The sequence below is a fragment of the Streptomyces xanthophaeus genome (assembly GCF_000725805.1).
Lineage (GTDB): Bacteria > Actinomycetota > Actinomycetes > Streptomycetales > Streptomycetaceae > Streptomyces > Streptomyces xanthophaeus.
In genome coordinates this window covers 105,925-119,406 of sequence record NZ_JOFT01000028.1, presented here as the reverse complement: position 1 = coordinate 119,406, position 13,482 = coordinate 105,925, and the positions used below count along the sequence as shown (strand labels likewise).

The window sequence follows — 13,482 nt, the reverse complement described above, 5'->3', positions numbered from 1 at the left end:
GGGATACGGGCCGGACCCGGGCCGGAGCGGAGCCGGATCAGGGCTGGCTGTAGCCGTCCAGGAACTTCCCGATCCGCGTCACCGCGTCCGCCAGGTCCTTGGCGTTCGGCAGTGTCACGATCCGGAAGTGGTCGGGCTCCGTCCAGTTGAAGCCCGTCCCGTGCACGACCATGATCTTCTCGGCCCGCAGCAGGTCCAGGACCATCTGCCGGTCGTCCTTGATCTTGTAGACCGAGGGGTCGAGCTTCGGGAAGAGGTACAGCGCACCCTTGGGCTTCACGCAGGTGATGCCGGGGATCTGCGTCAGCAGGTCGTACGCCGTGTCGCGCTGCTCCAGCAGCCGCCCGCCCGGCAGCACCAGCTCGTTGATCGACTGCCTGCCGCCGAGGGCGGTGGCCACCGCGTGCTGCGAGGGCATGTTGGCGCACAGTCGCATGTTGGCCAGGATCGTCAGGCCCTCGATGTACGACGAGGCGTGCTTCTTGGGGCCGCAGACCGCCATCCAGCCGGCCCGGTAGCCGGCGACGCGGTAGTTCTTCGACAGCCCGTTGAAGGTCAGGGTCAGCAGGTCCGGCGCGATGGCGGCGGTGTTCGTGTGCGTGGCGCCGTCGTACAGGATCCGGTCGTAGATCTCGTCCGAGCAGACGACCAGGTTGTGGCGGCGCGCGATGTCCGTCAGCCCGCGCAGCATCTCGTCGTCGTAGACGGCGCCGGTCGGATTGTTCGGGTTGATGATCACGATCGCGCGGGTGCGGTCGGTGACCTTGCGCTCGATGTCGGCGAGGTCGGGCATCCAGTCGGCCTGCTCGTCGCAGCGGTAGTGCACGGCCGTGCCGCCCGCGAGGGAGACGGAAGCGGTCCACAGCGGGTAGTCCGGCGCCGGGACCAGCACCTCGTCGCCGTCGTCGAGCAGCGCCTGCATCGACATCTGGATCAGCTCGGAGACGCCGTTGCCGAGGTAGATGTCCTCGACGTCCAGCTCGATGCCCTTGGTCTGGTAGTGCTGCATCACCGCGCGGCGCGCCGAGAGCAGCCCCTTCGCGTCCCCGTACCCGTGGGCGTTGCCCAGGTTGCGGAGCATGTCCTCAAGGATCTCCGGCGGGCACTCGAAGCCGAAGGCCGCGGGGTTGCCGGTGTTGAGCTTGAGGATGCGATGACCTGCTGCTTCGAGCCGCATCGCCTCTTCGAGGACGGGGCCGCGGATCTCGTAGCAGACATTGGCGAGTTTCGTTGACTGGATCACCTGCATGACGGGAGCTTACGGGCCCGCGCGCGGGCGTGCCGAGCCATTTGGCCACAGGTCACCGGGAGTGATATGTCCCATTTCGCGTGATGGGCGGGTAGCGACCCGGTCCACCCTTGGAATCCGGGGCCCGCCCCGCACTCCGACCTGCGGAACGGGTGCACGCGGGCGCCGCCGAAACCCGGGTGTTGCGCTCGTCACCCCGGGGGTGGGGGAGGGGGCGGGGCGCGGGAGGGTGCGGCTGAGTACGTGGCATGAGTACGTCGCATGAGTACGCGCACTCATGTGCGGGCCCGCCCCGCCGGAGAGGCTGATCCCGGCACATCAGCTACTGAAGGGCGCGATCAGTGGAGTTCGTAGTCGGCGACATGGCGATCACCACCCTGGGTTCGGACGGAGACGACCGGGTGATCGAGTTCCTGGTGACGACCCGGAACGGCGCTGAGACCGGCGGCTTCGCGATCTTCCGCGAACACGGCGAAGGCTGGGAAACCGCCCGCCTCGCCCTCGACCCCCATTCGGGCAGCGTCCCGGTGGCGGCGGTGGAATGGGCGGTGGAGTTCGCGCGGGAGTACTTGTAGGGGCCGGGGTGGAGCGGGGCGGGGCGGGGGCTTCGAGGGGCTGAGGGCGGCTTCGGGGGCCTGTTACCCCTTGGCGGCATCAGAGATGTCTTGGGGGCTTCCCGTCAGTGCGCTCCCTGCGGTCGCGTCGCTTCGCGATGGCCTTCGGCCACCCTTGACCGCCCGTCCCGACACGGAAAGACAAGGACTGTCGGGAAGCCCCCAAAGGGACGGTCTCCGCAGCAGTAATCCACGGACGGGGCATCAGGGCCCCGGCGGGCACGGCTCCCGGGGGCCGTGCCGCAGCCGGGGCCGTTCCAGTTGCCGGGCGGGGCCGGTGGGCGCATCAAATCGCTACGCGCTCCTCATTGCTCGGCGTCTGCGGGCCGCCTGGGGCCGGACATAGGCCGCCGCAGATCGTTACGCGCTCCTCCGGGAAGGCGTCTGCTGCTCGCCTGGGGCTGGGTAGAGGCGTATGGGCAGCCCGTGACCGGCCGGACCCTCCCTCACGCCCGCCAGCGGGTGGTATGTCCATATTTGGGGGCGGGTTGGAGGGTGAATGGCGTCGAGAGGGGACGAAATGCCGAGTATTTCGGCATCCTGCTCGGTCAGGCGGCATCTGACGGCCTCGGACCGTGTCAGATGCCGTCTTGGGGTGTCAGGGGGCGTGTCAGCGGCCTGTCTGGGGTCTGTCAGGGGGTGGGTCGATGGTTTGGACGTCACCAGGCAGGCACTGAGGAATGAGGGATCCCCATGAACGGGTTCGTTGCGTCGCTGCAGGTACTGATCGCTGTTGCTTTCCTGAGCATCCCGGTGGTGCGCAGCCGCTACGGGGCCCGGGCTCAGGCGGCAGTCGAGGCGGAGCTCGGACGCCAGGGTGTACGCAGGACGGTGATGGCGGAGAACGGGATGCGTCTGGACGCCGGCGGCCACGAGACCTACGCCCCGGTCGGTATCGCGCTCACCCTCACCGCTTCCGCCGTACTCCTCCTGACCAAGACGACGTGGGGAGAGAGCGCCGCATGGATCATCCAGTCCCTCGTCCTCCTCGTGAACTGCGTGATCCTCTACTCGAACCTGACCGCCGTGCAGTCCGTGACCGGCCACTTCACAAAGAGCGGTGACTCCGAACTCCAGCGCATCGACGTCAAGTCGATGCTGAAGGCTGCCGAGACCGGCTTCCCCCGCTGGGTCATGCCCTACCTCCAGAACCTGCGTCACCTCACCGTCTTCGCCGGCTCCGCCCTCGCCCTCACTCTCCTAGCCACCACCTGACTACCCCCGCCCGTCCCACCCGCCCACCGCCAGGCCCCCCGGCCCAGGACGGTGGGCGGCCGCCGTGAGAGAGAAGCGCGTAGCGATTTGATGCGCCAGCAGGCCCGCCCGGCAACTGGAACGGCCCGGGCTGCGGCTGGGCCACCGGGAGCCTTGCCCGCCGGGACCCTGATGCCCCGCCCCTGTGACTTGTCCCCAGGAGACCATCCTTTGGGGGCTTCCCGACAGTCCTTGTCTTTCAGTGTCGGGACGGGCGGTCAAGGGTGGCCGAAGGCCATCGCGAAGCGACGCCCATCGCGAAGCGACGCGACCGCAGGGAGCGCCCTTGAGGGCCCGGCCCGGCACGGAAGGACCGTGGGACTGACGGGAATCCCCCAAGACTTCTCTGATTCGGCCAAGGGGTAACAGGCCCCCGAAGCCACCCCGCCCCCATCCCACCCCGCCCCCCTTGTCAGTGCTTTCGCCTAGCGTGGGGATGTGAAGCCGCTCAGGATCATTGCCGGGGATGCGACGAGTCCTCAGGCCAAAGGGCCCAAGGTCATCGCCCATGTGTGCAACGACCTCGGGGGGTGGGGCAAGGGGTTCGTGCTGGCCGTTTCGAAGCGGTGGCCCGAGCCGGAGGCGGCGTACCGCGCCTGGCACCGGGGGCGCAGCGGGAACGACTTCGGGCTCGGGGCCGTGCAAGTGGTGCGGGTGAAGCCCGACGTGTGGGTGGCCAACATGGTCGGTCAGCGCGGCATGCGGACCGGGAGCAGCGGGCCGCCGATCCGGTACGAGGCCGTGCAGCGCTGCCTCGACGCGCTGGCGGGGCATGCGCTGGAGCTGGGTGCCTCCGTGCACATGCCTCGCATAGGGTGCGGGCTCGCCGGTGGCAGCTGGTCCCGTATCGAGCCGCTGATCTCCGACACGCTGTGTGCCCGGGACGTGGAGGTGTGCGTCTACGACCGGGGGTGACGTGGCACGATCGCGCCATGGAGTACCGGTACGCCGCCGAGTCCGACGCCGCCGCGATGGCCGCGCTCTTCGCCGCCAACCACCGTGACGCGTTGACGGAGAGTCAGCGGGCGCAGCAGGGCTTCGTGCAAGGGGTGTTCGGGGTGGCCGAGCTGCGGGGCATGGTCGCGGCCGGGCAGCTGCTGGTGGCCGACGACGCGGGGAGGCTGGCCGGGCTCCTCGCCCTTTCCGTGCCGCAGGACGTGCCCTCGCCGCCGCCCCCGCTGCGGGCGCTGCTCGACGCCCAGGGCTCGTTGCAGTGGCGGGGTCGCCCGCTGAGCGAGGTGCGGTGGCTGCTCTACGGCCCGGTGGTGGTCGACGCCGCCTACCGGGGGCGCGGTGTGGCCCGGGGGCTGTTCGCGCTGGCCCTGCGGGAGGCGGCCGGACGGGCGGACGCGGTGGTGGCGTTCATCGAGTCCGGGAACGAGCCGTCCTGGCGGGTGCACGTCGACGGGTTCGGCATGAGCCCGCTGGGCGAGTACGCCGCGGGCGGCCGTACGTACAGCGCGGTCGCGGCACCCGCCTGAGGGATCAGGCGGCGGTGACGCGGGCCGCGAAGGCGTCCAGGTTGTCCGTCATGCGGGCCAGGCGCTCGTCCAGGGTGAGGGACTCCTCGTACCGCGCGGTGCGCAGCTTCGGCTGCCTCTTGCCGCGTACGTACAGGGGGCAGGCGAGGTCCGCGCAGACGTAGATGCCGACGGTGTTGCCCTCGCGGCCCCGGGCGCCCGCCAGGGGTGCGGCGAGCAGGGTGACGCCGGAGGAGGCGTGTCCGGTCAGGCAGAGCTGGCACAGGCTGGACTTCATCGCGCTCGTGCGGTTCACGGACGGAACGCGCAGGGAGATCCCCAGCGGGCCCTCGGCGGCGGGCAGGACGAGGTGGGCCTTCAGGGGCGCTCCCGGATCCACCCAGCCGAGGAAGTCGAGGTCTTCCCAGGGCAGTTCGGCGAAGTCGAGGGGGAGGCGCAGCCGTGAGGCCTCGCCCTTGGTGCAGTTCACGAAGGACGAGCGGATCTGTTTCTCGGTGAGTGGTTCCACGGGCATCGACCCTACGGGCGCTCCGACCTGCCCGCATCCCGATATCGGAGGTCTTCCGCGGGGGCGGCGGAGAAGGAGGCCGCCAGCAGGAAGGAGATCAGCGTGGCCGCGGCGGCGGCCCACCAGAGGTACGTCATGACGTCCAGCGCGGCGATCTCGGTGCCGTCGGGCCAGACGCAGGTCTCGTTGGGCGGGAGGGAGCTGGTCTCCACCCTGAACGGGCCGCCGGGCCCGACGATCTGGTGGGCGCACCTCTCGCGCTGCTCCGACATGGCCGTCGCCAGCCAGCACGCGACCCACAGGAAGGCCGTGGTGGAGAGGCACAGCTTGAACGCTTTCCAGGCCCGGCCGGCGGCCGACCGTTGGCGGCGGCCGGGCGCGGGGGGCTGTGTGGTGGGCATGAGAGGGAAGGTTACTGCGGCCTGCTCGTCCGGGGTTCCAGGATGACCAGAGGGATCTCGCGGGGCCGGGCTGCCGCCTGGTCGTCCTCGTAGGCGGGCCACAGGGCCGTCATCATGGCCCAGTAGACCTCGCGTTCCCACGGCGTGGCCGTGCGGGCCGTGGCCTTCAGGGCGGCGGCGCCGACCTGGAGGCGGACCTCCGGGTGGGCGGTGAGGTTCCGGTACCAGCCGGGGTGGTCCGGGGCGCCGTGTCCGGAGGCCAGGACGATGTGGCGGCCCCCGTCCTCGGTGTAGATGAGCGGGGTGCGGACGGTGCGGCCGGTGGTGCGGTCGACCGTGGTGAGCAGGAGCGTGGGGACGCCGTGCCACAGGTGGCCGTCGGCGCCCGCGCTGGCCACGTAGGCGCGGACGTGGTCGAGCCGCGGGCCGGGCAGGGGGTCCGTGGGGTGGTCCCAGTCGACGTCGAGTGCGTACATTCACCTGTCCTTTGGGTTTCGGCCCCCTGGCCGATAACGAGCGTCCACCGATTCTGGATGCGGTCGGACCGTAGCGCTCGTCCACTGGTCTGGACCAAGCTCGTCGTATGGACCTGGAGCTGAGGCACCTCAAGATCGTCAGGGCCGTCGCCGATGCGGGCAGCCTGACCCGGGCGGCGACCGCGCTCGGGGTCGCGCAGCCCGCACTCAGTGCCCAACTGAAGCGGATCGAGCGGGCGCTGGGCGGCGCGCTGTTCGTCCGCGGCCGGGAGGGCGTCCGGGCGACCGCTCTCGGGGAGCTGGTCCTGGACCGGGCCAGGGTGGTGCTCCCCGCGGTGTGCGAGCTCCAGGAGGAGGCCCAGCGGTTCGCCCGGCAGGGGACGGAGGGCTACCGGCTCGGCGGGACGCACGGGCCGCTGCTCGGCGGGCTCGTGGACCGGCTCGCCCGGCAGGAGCCCGGGGTGCCGGTGACCACGTACACGTCCTGGTCCGAGACGGAGGTCGCCGGGAGCGTCGCCGCCGGGCGGCTGGACTTCGCGCTGGTCGGGGTGTGCGGGGAGAGCGCGCCGCCGGAGCCGGGGCGGCTGGCGTGGATGGAGGTGGCGCGGGACCCGGTGCACGTGATGCTGGCCGAGGACCATCCGCTGGCCCGCTCCCCGCGCGGGGAGGTCGAGCTGGCGGAGCTGGCGGCGGAGGCGTGGGCGGACGTGCCGGGGGACGGGTGCTTCGGGGACTGCTTCGCGGCGGCCTGTGTACGGGCCGGGTTCACGCCCGCCTGCGTGTACGAGACGGACACGGCGTCGTGTGTGCACCTGGTGCAGGTCGGGCGGGCCGTCGGGCTGTGCCGGGCCACCTTCCCGGTGACCCCGGGGGTGGTCACCCGGCCGCTCGCCGGGGCTCCGCTGGTGTGGCGGCACCTGCTGGGGTGGCACCCCGCGGCCCGGGCGGCCGCCCGCGCGCCGGACGTGCTGGAGCACGCCAGGGCTGCGCACGCGGACGCCCTCACCCGCTCCGCCGCCGGCCCGTCCCGCCGGGCGCTGGCCCCGTGACGTGTCCCGTGCGGGGCTTGGCGGTGGGGCGGTGTCCCGCCTGCGGCGCCGTTGCACGGGGCTCCGCCGCGTCCCTGCGGGGCTCGGCCGTGTGGTGGTGTCCCGTCTGCGGCGCCGTTGCTACGGGGCTCGGCCCCGGACCCCGCGCCTCAATCGCCGGCGGGGCTGGATTTTGCCCAGGCAGGGCGCTGGATGTGCTGGCCGTTGCGGTGCCTGGCGGGGTCAGGGGTGTGGGGCGGGGTCCATCCGGAGTGTCTCCTCGGCTCGCGCACTTAGCCCCCGCTACGAGAGATACGGCCCAGGTTGCGCGCTCGTCCTGCGGGGACCCTCCTGCGCGCCCCCACCCCACACGCCCCGGCGTCGGAAGCGAAGCCGTGGCCGAGGGGAGTGGGGACACTGCGGGGTGTCCCCGCAGGACGAGCGCGCAACCAGGGCCGCCACATTTTGACCGGGCTCAGTGCGCGAGCCGAGGAGATACCCCGGAGGGGCACCGCTCCCCGACCCCCACCGAACAGGCCCCGCCAGGGCAAACCCAAGCCCCTCCGGCGATTGAGGAGCGGGGTCCGGGGCGGAGCCCCGTGCAGCGGCGCCGCAGGCGCAAGGGCACCGCCGAGCCCCCGGCAGGGGCCCGGCGTGGCCGACGCAAACACACCGCCGAGCCCCCCGCAGGGGCTACGGCAGGTAGCGCTCGATGACCTGCGGACCCTCCTTCTCGATCAGCTGGCGCGCCTTCTCGATCCGCTCCGGAGTCGGGTCGTGGCCTGTCGCCATCACGAGGTCTTCGGGGTCGTACGGTCGCTCCCCGCCCGTGAAGAGCCGGTCCGACCGTGTGGGCTGCTCGTCGGGTTCACTGACCATCGCGTACCTCCTACGGTTTTCCCCTGGCCCCATCCTCCGGCCCCCGACCCATGAACGCACCTCGGCCGCCGCACGCCCCCGGCCATACCACCGGGGGAGGGGCCAAGTGGCAGCTCCCGCGCACTGGTTCGGATTTCTACGGTTTCCGCAGACCCTCCGCCCCACCCCCACGGAAACCGAGGAGATCCCCCATGCTCAAGCGACACGCCCGCGCGGCGTGTACCGCCCTGGCCGCTGCCGGGCTGCTGCTGGCCGGGACGGGCGGCGCCACCGCCGACCCCGCCCCCGCCGCACCCTCCGCGTCGACGACCCTGCGGACCGCCGACGCCCCGCCCGAGCTGCTCGCCGCCATGCAGCGCGACCTCGGCCTGACCCCCACGCAGGCCAAGGCGCGCCTCGCGAACGAGGCCGAGGCGGGGGCTGCCGCCGCCCGGCTCCAGGCGGGGCTCGGCGCCGCGTTCGCCGGGGCCTGGGTGGACGGGGCCGACGCGGGCACCCTCACCGTGGCCACGACCCGGGCCGCCGACGCCGCCGCGATACGCGCCGCCGGGGCCCGGGCCGCCGTAGTCGCCCGCACCCTGGCCGACCTGGACGCCGCCAAGGCCGCGCTGGACCGGGCCGCCACCGCCGCGACCCCGGTCCGCTACGTCGACCCGCGCTCCAACAGCCTGGTCGTGGAGGAGACCGAGGCAGGGGCGGCGGCCGGGCTGCTCGCCGCCACCGGGACCGACCCGGGCCTGGTCACGGTGGTCCGTACGGCCGAGGCCCCGCGGCCGCTGTACGACCTGCGCGGCGGGGACGCGTACTACATGAACGGCAGCGGACGCTGCTCCGTGGGCTTCCCCGTGACCAAGGGCAGCACGCAGGGCTTCGCCACCGCCGGGCACTGCGGCCGCGCCGGGACCACGACCAGCGGCTTCAACCAGGTCGCGCAGGGGTCCTTCCAGGCCTCGGTCTTCCCCGGCAACGACATGGCCTGGGTGGCGACGAACGCGCAGTGGACCGCGACCCCGTACGTCAAGGGCAGCGGCGGCGCGAACGTGCAGGTCGCGGGCTCGGTGCTGCAGCCGGTCGGGTCCTCGGTGTGCCGTTCCGGCTCGACCACCGGCTGGCACTGCGGGACCGTCCAGCAGCACAACACCAGCGTCACCTACCCCGAGGGCACCATCTCCGGCGTGACCCGTACGACGGTCTGCGCCGAGCCCGGTGACTCCGGCGGCTCCTACATCTCCGGGAGCCAGGCCCAGGGCGTGACCTCGGGCGGTTCCGGCAACTGCTCCAGCGGCGGGACCACCTTCTTCCAGCCGCTGAACCCGATCCTGTCCGCGTACGGCCTGACCCTCAAGGTCAGCGGCAGCGACCCGGGCCCCGGCCCCGGTGACCCCGAGCCGGGCGGCACCTGGAAGGCGGGCACGGTCTACGCGACCGGCGCCACCGCCACCTACGGCGGAGCCAACTACCGCTGCATCCAGGGCCACCAGGCCCAGACGGGGTGGGAGCCGCCGAACGTCCCGGCGCTCTGGCAGCGCCTGTAACAGCGGGAGAGTGCCGGTGCCGTGGCTGCCAAGGGGGGAGTCACGGCACCTCCGCGTGCGCGCGGGTCAGACGAGGACGGCGGCCAGCGTGCCGAGCGCGCCGAGCACGGTCAGCAGGCCGCAGATCGCGAGGTTCACCGCCCGGTGCTCCCAGAAGACCGCGACGAACTCCCGGATGGTGGCGCTCGGCCAGTAGTACTTCGCGGTGGGTGAGCCCAGTACCTGACCGTTGACGCCGGTCTTGCGCGCCAGCATCGCGGCCCGGAAGGCATGGAAGTTGTTGGTGACCACCACGCACCGGTAGGCCGGGTCGTGCGCCTCCATGATCTCCCGGCTGAAGCGCATGTTCTCCTCGGTCGTGGTGGACCGGTCCTCCAGCACGATGTGCTCCGCCGGCACGCCCTCCGCGATCAGCCAGTCCGCCATCGCCCGGGCCTCCGCGACCTTCTCGTCCGAGCCCTTGCCGCCCGAGACGAGCAGCACCGGCGGCCTGCCGCCCCGGGCCAGCTGGGCGGCGTGGATCGCCTGCCCCTTGCGCAGGCGGGAGGCCAGCAGCGGAGGCACCCGGTCCCCGCCGATCAGGCCCGAGCCCAGCATGACCACGTGGTCGACGTCGCCGCGCACCTTGATCCGCCCGTAGAGGAAGGCGTAGCCGAGGAAGCAGAAGAAGACGAAGGAGACGTAGCCGGCCACCACGGTGAGCGTTCCGGCGATGCCGCCCAGTACGGGGGAGCCGACCACGGCGACGAGGATCAGCAGGGTGATCAGCGCGAAGATCGCGAGGCCCGCGAGCATCGACAGCAGGTTGGCCGGGCGCAGGCCCTCCTTGCGGACCATGGTCATGCCGTTGCGGACGAGGAAGACGCCCAGCGCGAAGGCGCCGAACGCGGGTGAGGCGAAGGCGAGCACGACGACCGTGACGGCCGCCCAGGTGGGCAGCTTGCCCACCTGGAGGAACAGGGCGGAGCAGGCGCTGAGGAAGGTCAGCCCCAGGAGCACGGCGTTGCTGAAGCGGCGCCGGTCCTGCCGGACGCGTATGCAGAATGCGAGGAAGAGCAGGGCGGCGAGGGCGAAGGCGACCATGGCGCCCATCGTAGGTGCCCGAACTACCGAAGATCGCGTGCAGTGCGGCGCACGGACCGCCCGGCCAGGACGTCGGTGCGGCGCCCGTCGCGCATCACGAAGCGGCCGTCGATCAGGACGTGCGGGATGCCGGTGGGCAGTGCGCGCGGGTTCTCGTACGTGGACCCGGCCGCGACCGTGTCGGGGTCGAAGAGGACCAGGTCGGCGCGCATGCCCTCGCGTACGAGGCCCCGGTCGGCCAGCCGCAGCCGCGCGGCCGGGCGGCCCGCCAGGTGGGCGACGCACTCTTCGAGGCCGAGCACGCCCAGTTCGCGCACGTAGTGGCCGAGGTAGTGCGGGAAGGTGCCGTAGGCGCGCGGGTGCGGTTTGGCGCCCTGGAGGATGCCGTCGGAGCCGCCGGTGTGGATCCGGTGGCGCATGATCGCCCGGACGTTCTCCTCGTGGCCGACGTGCTGGAGGACGGTGGGCGCGAGCCGGTCGCCGATCAGGAGGCGCCGGGCGGTGTCCCAGCCGTCCAGCCGGGTTCCGACGAGCGGTGCGAAGGCGGGGTCGCCGACCCCGGAGACCTCGATCGTCGACCAGTCCACGGGGACCCCGTGGCAGCCGTCCGAGCCCTCCGCCTCCAGCGCGTGGCGGATGCGCTGCGCCTGGGTCCCGTCGCGCAGCCGGGCCAGCACGGCCTCCGGGCCGCCTTCGTTCGCCCAGCTGGGGAGGAGGGCGACGAGCGTGGTGCAGCCGGGGGTGTACGGGTAGCTGTCGAGGGTGATGTCGGCGCCGTCGGCCAGTGCCGCGTCCAGCAGGCCGAGGAGTTCGCCGGCCCGGCCCCGGTTCTCGCCGAAGTTCATGGTGGCGTGCGCCAGGTGCAGGGCGCAGCCGGCCTCCCGGGTCAGCTCGACCATCTCGGCGTAGGCGGCCAGCGCGCCGTGGCCGTAGCTGCGGTGGTGGGGGCAGTAGTAGCCGCCGTACCGGGCCACGACGCGGCACAGTTCGGTCAGTTCGGCCCCGGAGGCGTACATGCCCGGGGTGTAGGTGAGCCCGGAGGACATGCCGACGGCGCCCTGGGCCAGGCCGTCGGCGACGAGCTGCCGCATCCGGTCCAGCTCGGCCGCGGTCGCCGGGCGGTCGTCCCAGCCGAGGGCGTGGGCGCGGACGGTGCCCTGGGGGACGAGGTAGGCGGCGTTGACGGCGATGCCCTGTCCTTCGAAGCCGGAGTCCAGCCGGTCGAGGTATTCGCCGACGGTGCGCCAGTCGAAGTCGAGGTCGGTGCTGCCGGGGCCGCCGCCGTTCCAGCCGGCGATGGCGGCCCGTACTTCGCCGAGGGTGCGGTCGTCGGCGGGGGCGTAGGAGAGGCCGTCCTGGCCGAGGACCTCCAGGGTGACGCCCTGGGCGGCCTTGGCGCTGTGGTCCGGGTCGCGGAGCAGGGCGAGGTCGCTGTGGGCGTGCATGTCGGTGAAGCCGGGGGCGAGGGCGAGGCCGTGCGCGTCGAGGGTGCGCCGGCCCCCGCCCGGGAGCCTGCCGATCGCGGCGATCCGGCCCTCGTGGACGCCCACGTCGGCGGTGTACGAGGGCCCGCCCGTGCCGTCGACGACGCGGGCCCCGCGGATGACCAGGTCCACGGCCGTGGCCTAGAAGAAGGTGCGCACGTAGTCGGTGACGGTGCCGTCGCCCTCCACGACCGGGATCAGCGGCCACTTCTCGAAGATGGTGCAGGGGTGGGACATGCCGAGCGCCACCCAGTCCCCGACCTGGAGGTCGTCGGCGGCGTCGGTCTCCAGCCAGGCGTGCTGGTCGGAGAGCTTGACGACGCGGACCCCGGTGGCGGGCCGCTCCGTGCCGTCCAGGGCGTCGCGGACCAGTTCGGCCTCGGGCAGGCCCAGGTCGTAGGCGATGTCGCGCTTGCCGGCGTTGACGAAGGCCTGGGTGGGGGAGGGGCGCGAGACGACCTGGGTCCACAGCCGGAAGGCGGGCCGCAGGCCGCCCTCCTCGGGGTGTCGGTTGAAGGGGGTGAGGCGGGTGTACCAGCCGTGGTCGTGGGAGACGTACGCGCCGGAGCGCAGCAGCTTCAGGACGGGGCGCGACAGGGCGGGGAGGGCGGCGAAGACCTCGGCCACGGAGTCGAACCAGGCGGAGCCGCCCGCGCTGACGACGATCTCGTCGAGCTCCGGGGCGAACCGTCCGGCCTTGTCGAACTCGACGGCGAGGCCGGTGAGGCGGCGCAGGTAGGCGTCGACGCGGTCCGGGTCGGCGCCCGGGACCTCGGCCTCGTAGCCGGCGACGCCGACGAGGCGCAGGGTGGCGGCGTCGGCGACGGCATCGGCGACGGCGCGGCAGTCCTCGTCGGTACGGGCCCCGGTGCGGGCGCCTTCGCCCGCGCCGAGCTCGACGACGACGTCGACGACGGCGGGCTGTCCCTGGAGGGCGCGGTCCATCAGCTGGACGCCGCGCACGGAGTCGACGTAGCAGACGAACCGGAAGCCGGGGTCGGCGGCGAGTTCGGCGGCGACCCAGCGCAGGGCGGCGGCGTCGACGAGTTCGTTGGCGAGGAAGATCCGCTGGATGCCGAAGGCGCGGTAGACGCGGGCCTGGTGGGGGACGGCCGCGGTGATGCCCCAGGCCCCGTGCTCCAGCTGGCGGCGGAAGAGCTGGGGGGACATGCAGGTCTTGCCGTGCGGGGCGAAGGCGAGGGCGTGGCGGGCGGCGTAGGTGCCGAGGGCGCTGAGGTTGTGCTCCAGCGCGTCCGCGTCGAGGGTCAGGACGGGGGTGGTGAAGCCCCCGTCGAACAGGTCGCGCCGCTGGGCGGCGAGCTGCCCGACGGTGAGGCCGTGCGCCTGGGCGTCCGGCGGGAGGCCCTTGAACCGGTGGTCGACCGGTTCGTCGGCGAGGTCCTTGACGGGGTCGCTGGCGGTGGCCATGCGGGTGCCTCCCGGAATCACGTTGCGTGGGGTGCAACTGTCGTTGCGTATGCCGCTGCATG

Annotated in this window: 14 protein-coding genes; 6 read left to right on the top strand and 8 right to left on the bottom strand. The window is 72.7% G+C overall.

What is annotated here, in order from left to right; genetic code table 11:
- Nucleotides 1–37: 37 nt before the first annotated feature.
- The gene (locus IO30_RS0118715; RefSeq protein WP_031144503.1) at nucleotides 38–1,249 is read right to left on the bottom strand and encodes a pyridoxal phosphate-dependent aminotransferase; all 1,212 of its coding nucleotides are present in this window, start codon (nucleotides 1,247–1,249) and stop codon (nucleotides 38–40) included.
- Nucleotides 1,250–1,590: 341 nt separating this feature from the next.
- Between IO30_RS0118715 and IO30_RS45500 the strand changes: the two genes are divergently transcribed.
- From IO30_RS45500 to IO30_RS0118695, 4 genes are all read left to right on the top strand, one after another.
- The gene (locus IO30_RS45500; protein WP_031144501.1) at nucleotides 1,591–1,824 is read left to right on the top strand and encodes a hypothetical protein; all 234 of its coding nucleotides are present in this window, start codon (nucleotides 1,591–1,593) and stop codon (nucleotides 1,822–1,824) included.
- 732 nt (nucleotides 1,825–2,556) lie between these two features.
- Nucleotides 2,557–3,078 (top strand): hypothetical protein, encoded by a 522-nt coding sequence (locus tag IO30_RS0118705; RefSeq protein ID WP_031144499.1) that lies wholly within the window; start codon nucleotides 2,557–2,559, stop codon nucleotides 3,076–3,078.
- 477 nt (nucleotides 3,079–3,555) lie between these two features.
- Nucleotides 3,556–4,032 carry a macro domain-containing protein gene (locus IO30_RS0118700; protein WP_031144498.1) on the top strand — a complete coding sequence of 159 codons (477 nt, stop codon included), beginning with the start codon at nucleotides 3,556–3,558 and terminating at the stop codon, nucleotides 4,030–4,032.
- A gap of 17 nt (nucleotides 4,033–4,049) precedes the next feature.
- A complete protein-coding gene (locus tag IO30_RS0118695; RefSeq protein ID WP_031144497.1) occupies nucleotides 4,050–4,598 on the top strand; it encodes a GNAT family N-acetyltransferase in 549 nt (182 codons plus the stop codon).
- A 4-nt stretch (nucleotides 4,599–4,602) separates the two neighbouring features.
- On the opposite strand, the gene IO30_RS0118690 is transcribed toward IO30_RS0118695, so the two are convergent.
- From IO30_RS0118690 to IO30_RS0118680, 3 genes are read right to left on the bottom strand one after another with little or no spacing between them, the layout of a single operon-like run.
- Nucleotides 4,603–5,106 (bottom strand): FBP domain-containing protein, encoded by a 504-nt coding sequence (locus tag IO30_RS0118690; protein WP_031144496.1) that lies wholly within the window; start codon nucleotides 5,104–5,106, stop codon nucleotides 4,603–4,605.
- An 11-nt stretch (nucleotides 5,107–5,117) separates the two neighbouring features.
- Nucleotides 5,118–5,507: a hypothetical protein gene (locus IO30_RS0118685; RefSeq protein WP_031144494.1), complete on the bottom strand. Its 390-nt coding sequence runs from the start codon at nucleotides 5,505–5,507 to the stop codon at nucleotides 5,118–5,120.
- 11 nt (nucleotides 5,508–5,518) lie between these two features.
- Entirely contained in the window at nucleotides 5,519–5,983 is a 465-nt protein-coding gene (locus tag IO30_RS0118680) for a nitroreductase family deazaflavin-dependent oxidoreductase (RefSeq protein ID WP_051858872.1), read from the bottom strand.
- 107 nt (nucleotides 5,984–6,090) lie between these two features.
- On the opposite strand from IO30_RS0118680, the gene IO30_RS0118675 reads away from it, so the two are divergent.
- Nucleotides 6,091–7,032 carry a LysR family transcriptional regulator gene (locus tag IO30_RS0118675; protein ID WP_031144489.1) on the top strand — a complete coding sequence of 314 codons (942 nt, stop codon included), beginning with the start codon at nucleotides 6,091–6,093 and terminating at the stop codon, nucleotides 7,030–7,032.
- A 672-nt stretch (nucleotides 7,033–7,704) separates the two neighbouring features.
- Here the strand turns inward: IO30_RS0118675 and IO30_RS0118670 are convergent.
- Entirely contained in the window at nucleotides 7,705–7,890 is a 186-nt protein-coding gene (locus IO30_RS0118670; RefSeq protein WP_031144487.1) for a hypothetical protein, read from the bottom strand.
- A 191-nt stretch (nucleotides 7,891–8,081) separates the two neighbouring features.
- On the opposite strand from IO30_RS0118670, the gene IO30_RS0118665 reads away from it, so the two are divergent.
- The gene (locus IO30_RS0118665) at nucleotides 8,082–9,425 is read left to right on the top strand and encodes a carbohydrate-binding protein (RefSeq protein WP_031144485.1); all 1,344 of its coding nucleotides are present in this window, start codon (nucleotides 8,082–8,084) and stop codon (nucleotides 9,423–9,425) included.
- A gap of 66 nt (nucleotides 9,426–9,491) precedes the next feature.
- Here the strand turns inward: IO30_RS0118665 and IO30_RS0118660 are convergent, their stop codons facing one another.
- From IO30_RS0118660 to IO30_RS0118650, 3 genes are read right to left on the bottom strand one after another with little or no spacing between them, the layout of a single operon-like run.
- A complete protein-coding gene (locus IO30_RS0118660; RefSeq protein ID WP_031144483.1) occupies nucleotides 9,492–10,508 on the bottom strand; it encodes a YdcF family protein in 1,017 nt (338 codons plus the stop codon).
- A 23-nt stretch (nucleotides 10,509–10,531) separates the two neighbouring features.
- Nucleotides 10,532–12,124 (bottom strand): N-acyl-D-amino-acid deacylase family protein, encoded by a 1,593-nt coding sequence (locus IO30_RS0118655; protein ID WP_031144481.1) that lies wholly within the window; start codon nucleotides 12,122–12,124, stop codon nucleotides 10,532–10,534.
- 9 nt (nucleotides 12,125–12,133) lie between these two features.
- Nucleotides 12,134–13,420 carry an amino acid deaminase gene (locus IO30_RS0118650; RefSeq protein WP_031144479.1) on the bottom strand — a complete coding sequence of 429 codons (1,287 nt, stop codon included), beginning with the start codon at nucleotides 13,418–13,420 and terminating at the stop codon, nucleotides 12,134–12,136.
- Nucleotides 13,421–13,482: the final 62 nt, after the last annotated feature.

What these genes read in the sequence shown, in the direction of transcription:
- IO30_RS0118715 (WP_031144503.1), bottom strand. Translation starts at nt 1,249, where the DNA reads ATGCAGGTGATCCAGTCAACGAAACTCGCCAATGTCTGCTACGAGATC.
- IO30_RS0118705 (WP_031144499.1), top strand. Translation starts at nt 2,557, where the DNA reads ATGAACGGGTTCGTTGCGTCGCTGCAGGTACTGATCGCTGTTGCTTTC.
- IO30_RS0118695 (WP_031144497.1), top strand. Translation starts at nt 4,050, where the DNA reads ATGGAGTACCGGTACGCCGCCGAGTCCGACGCCGCCGCGATGGCCGCG.
- IO30_RS0118685 (WP_031144494.1), bottom strand. Translation starts at nt 5,507, where the DNA reads ATGCCCACCACACAGCCCCCCGCGCCCGGCCGCCGCCAACGGTCGGCC.
- IO30_RS0118680 (WP_051858872.1), bottom strand. Translation starts at nt 5,983, where the DNA reads ATGTACGCACTCGACGTCGACTGGGACCACCCCACGGACCCCCTGCCC.
- IO30_RS0118675 (WP_031144489.1), top strand. Translation starts at nt 6,091, where the DNA reads ATGGACCTGGAGCTGAGGCACCTCAAGATCGTCAGGGCCGTCGCCGAT.
- IO30_RS0118670 (WP_031144487.1), bottom strand. Translation starts at nt 7,890, where the DNA reads ATGGTCAGTGAACCCGACGAGCAGCCCACACGGTCGGACCGGCTCTTC.
- IO30_RS0118665 (WP_031144485.1), top strand. Translation starts at nt 8,082, where the DNA reads ATGCTCAAGCGACACGCCCGCGCGGCGTGTACCGCCCTGGCCGCTGCC.
- IO30_RS0118660 (WP_031144483.1), bottom strand. Translation starts at nt 10,508, where the DNA reads ATGGTCGCCTTCGCCCTCGCCGCCCTGCTCTTCCTCGCATTCTGCATA.
- IO30_RS0118650 (WP_031144479.1), bottom strand. Translation starts at nt 13,420, where the DNA reads ATGGCCACCGCCAGCGACCCCGTCAAGGACCTCGCCGACGAACCGGTC.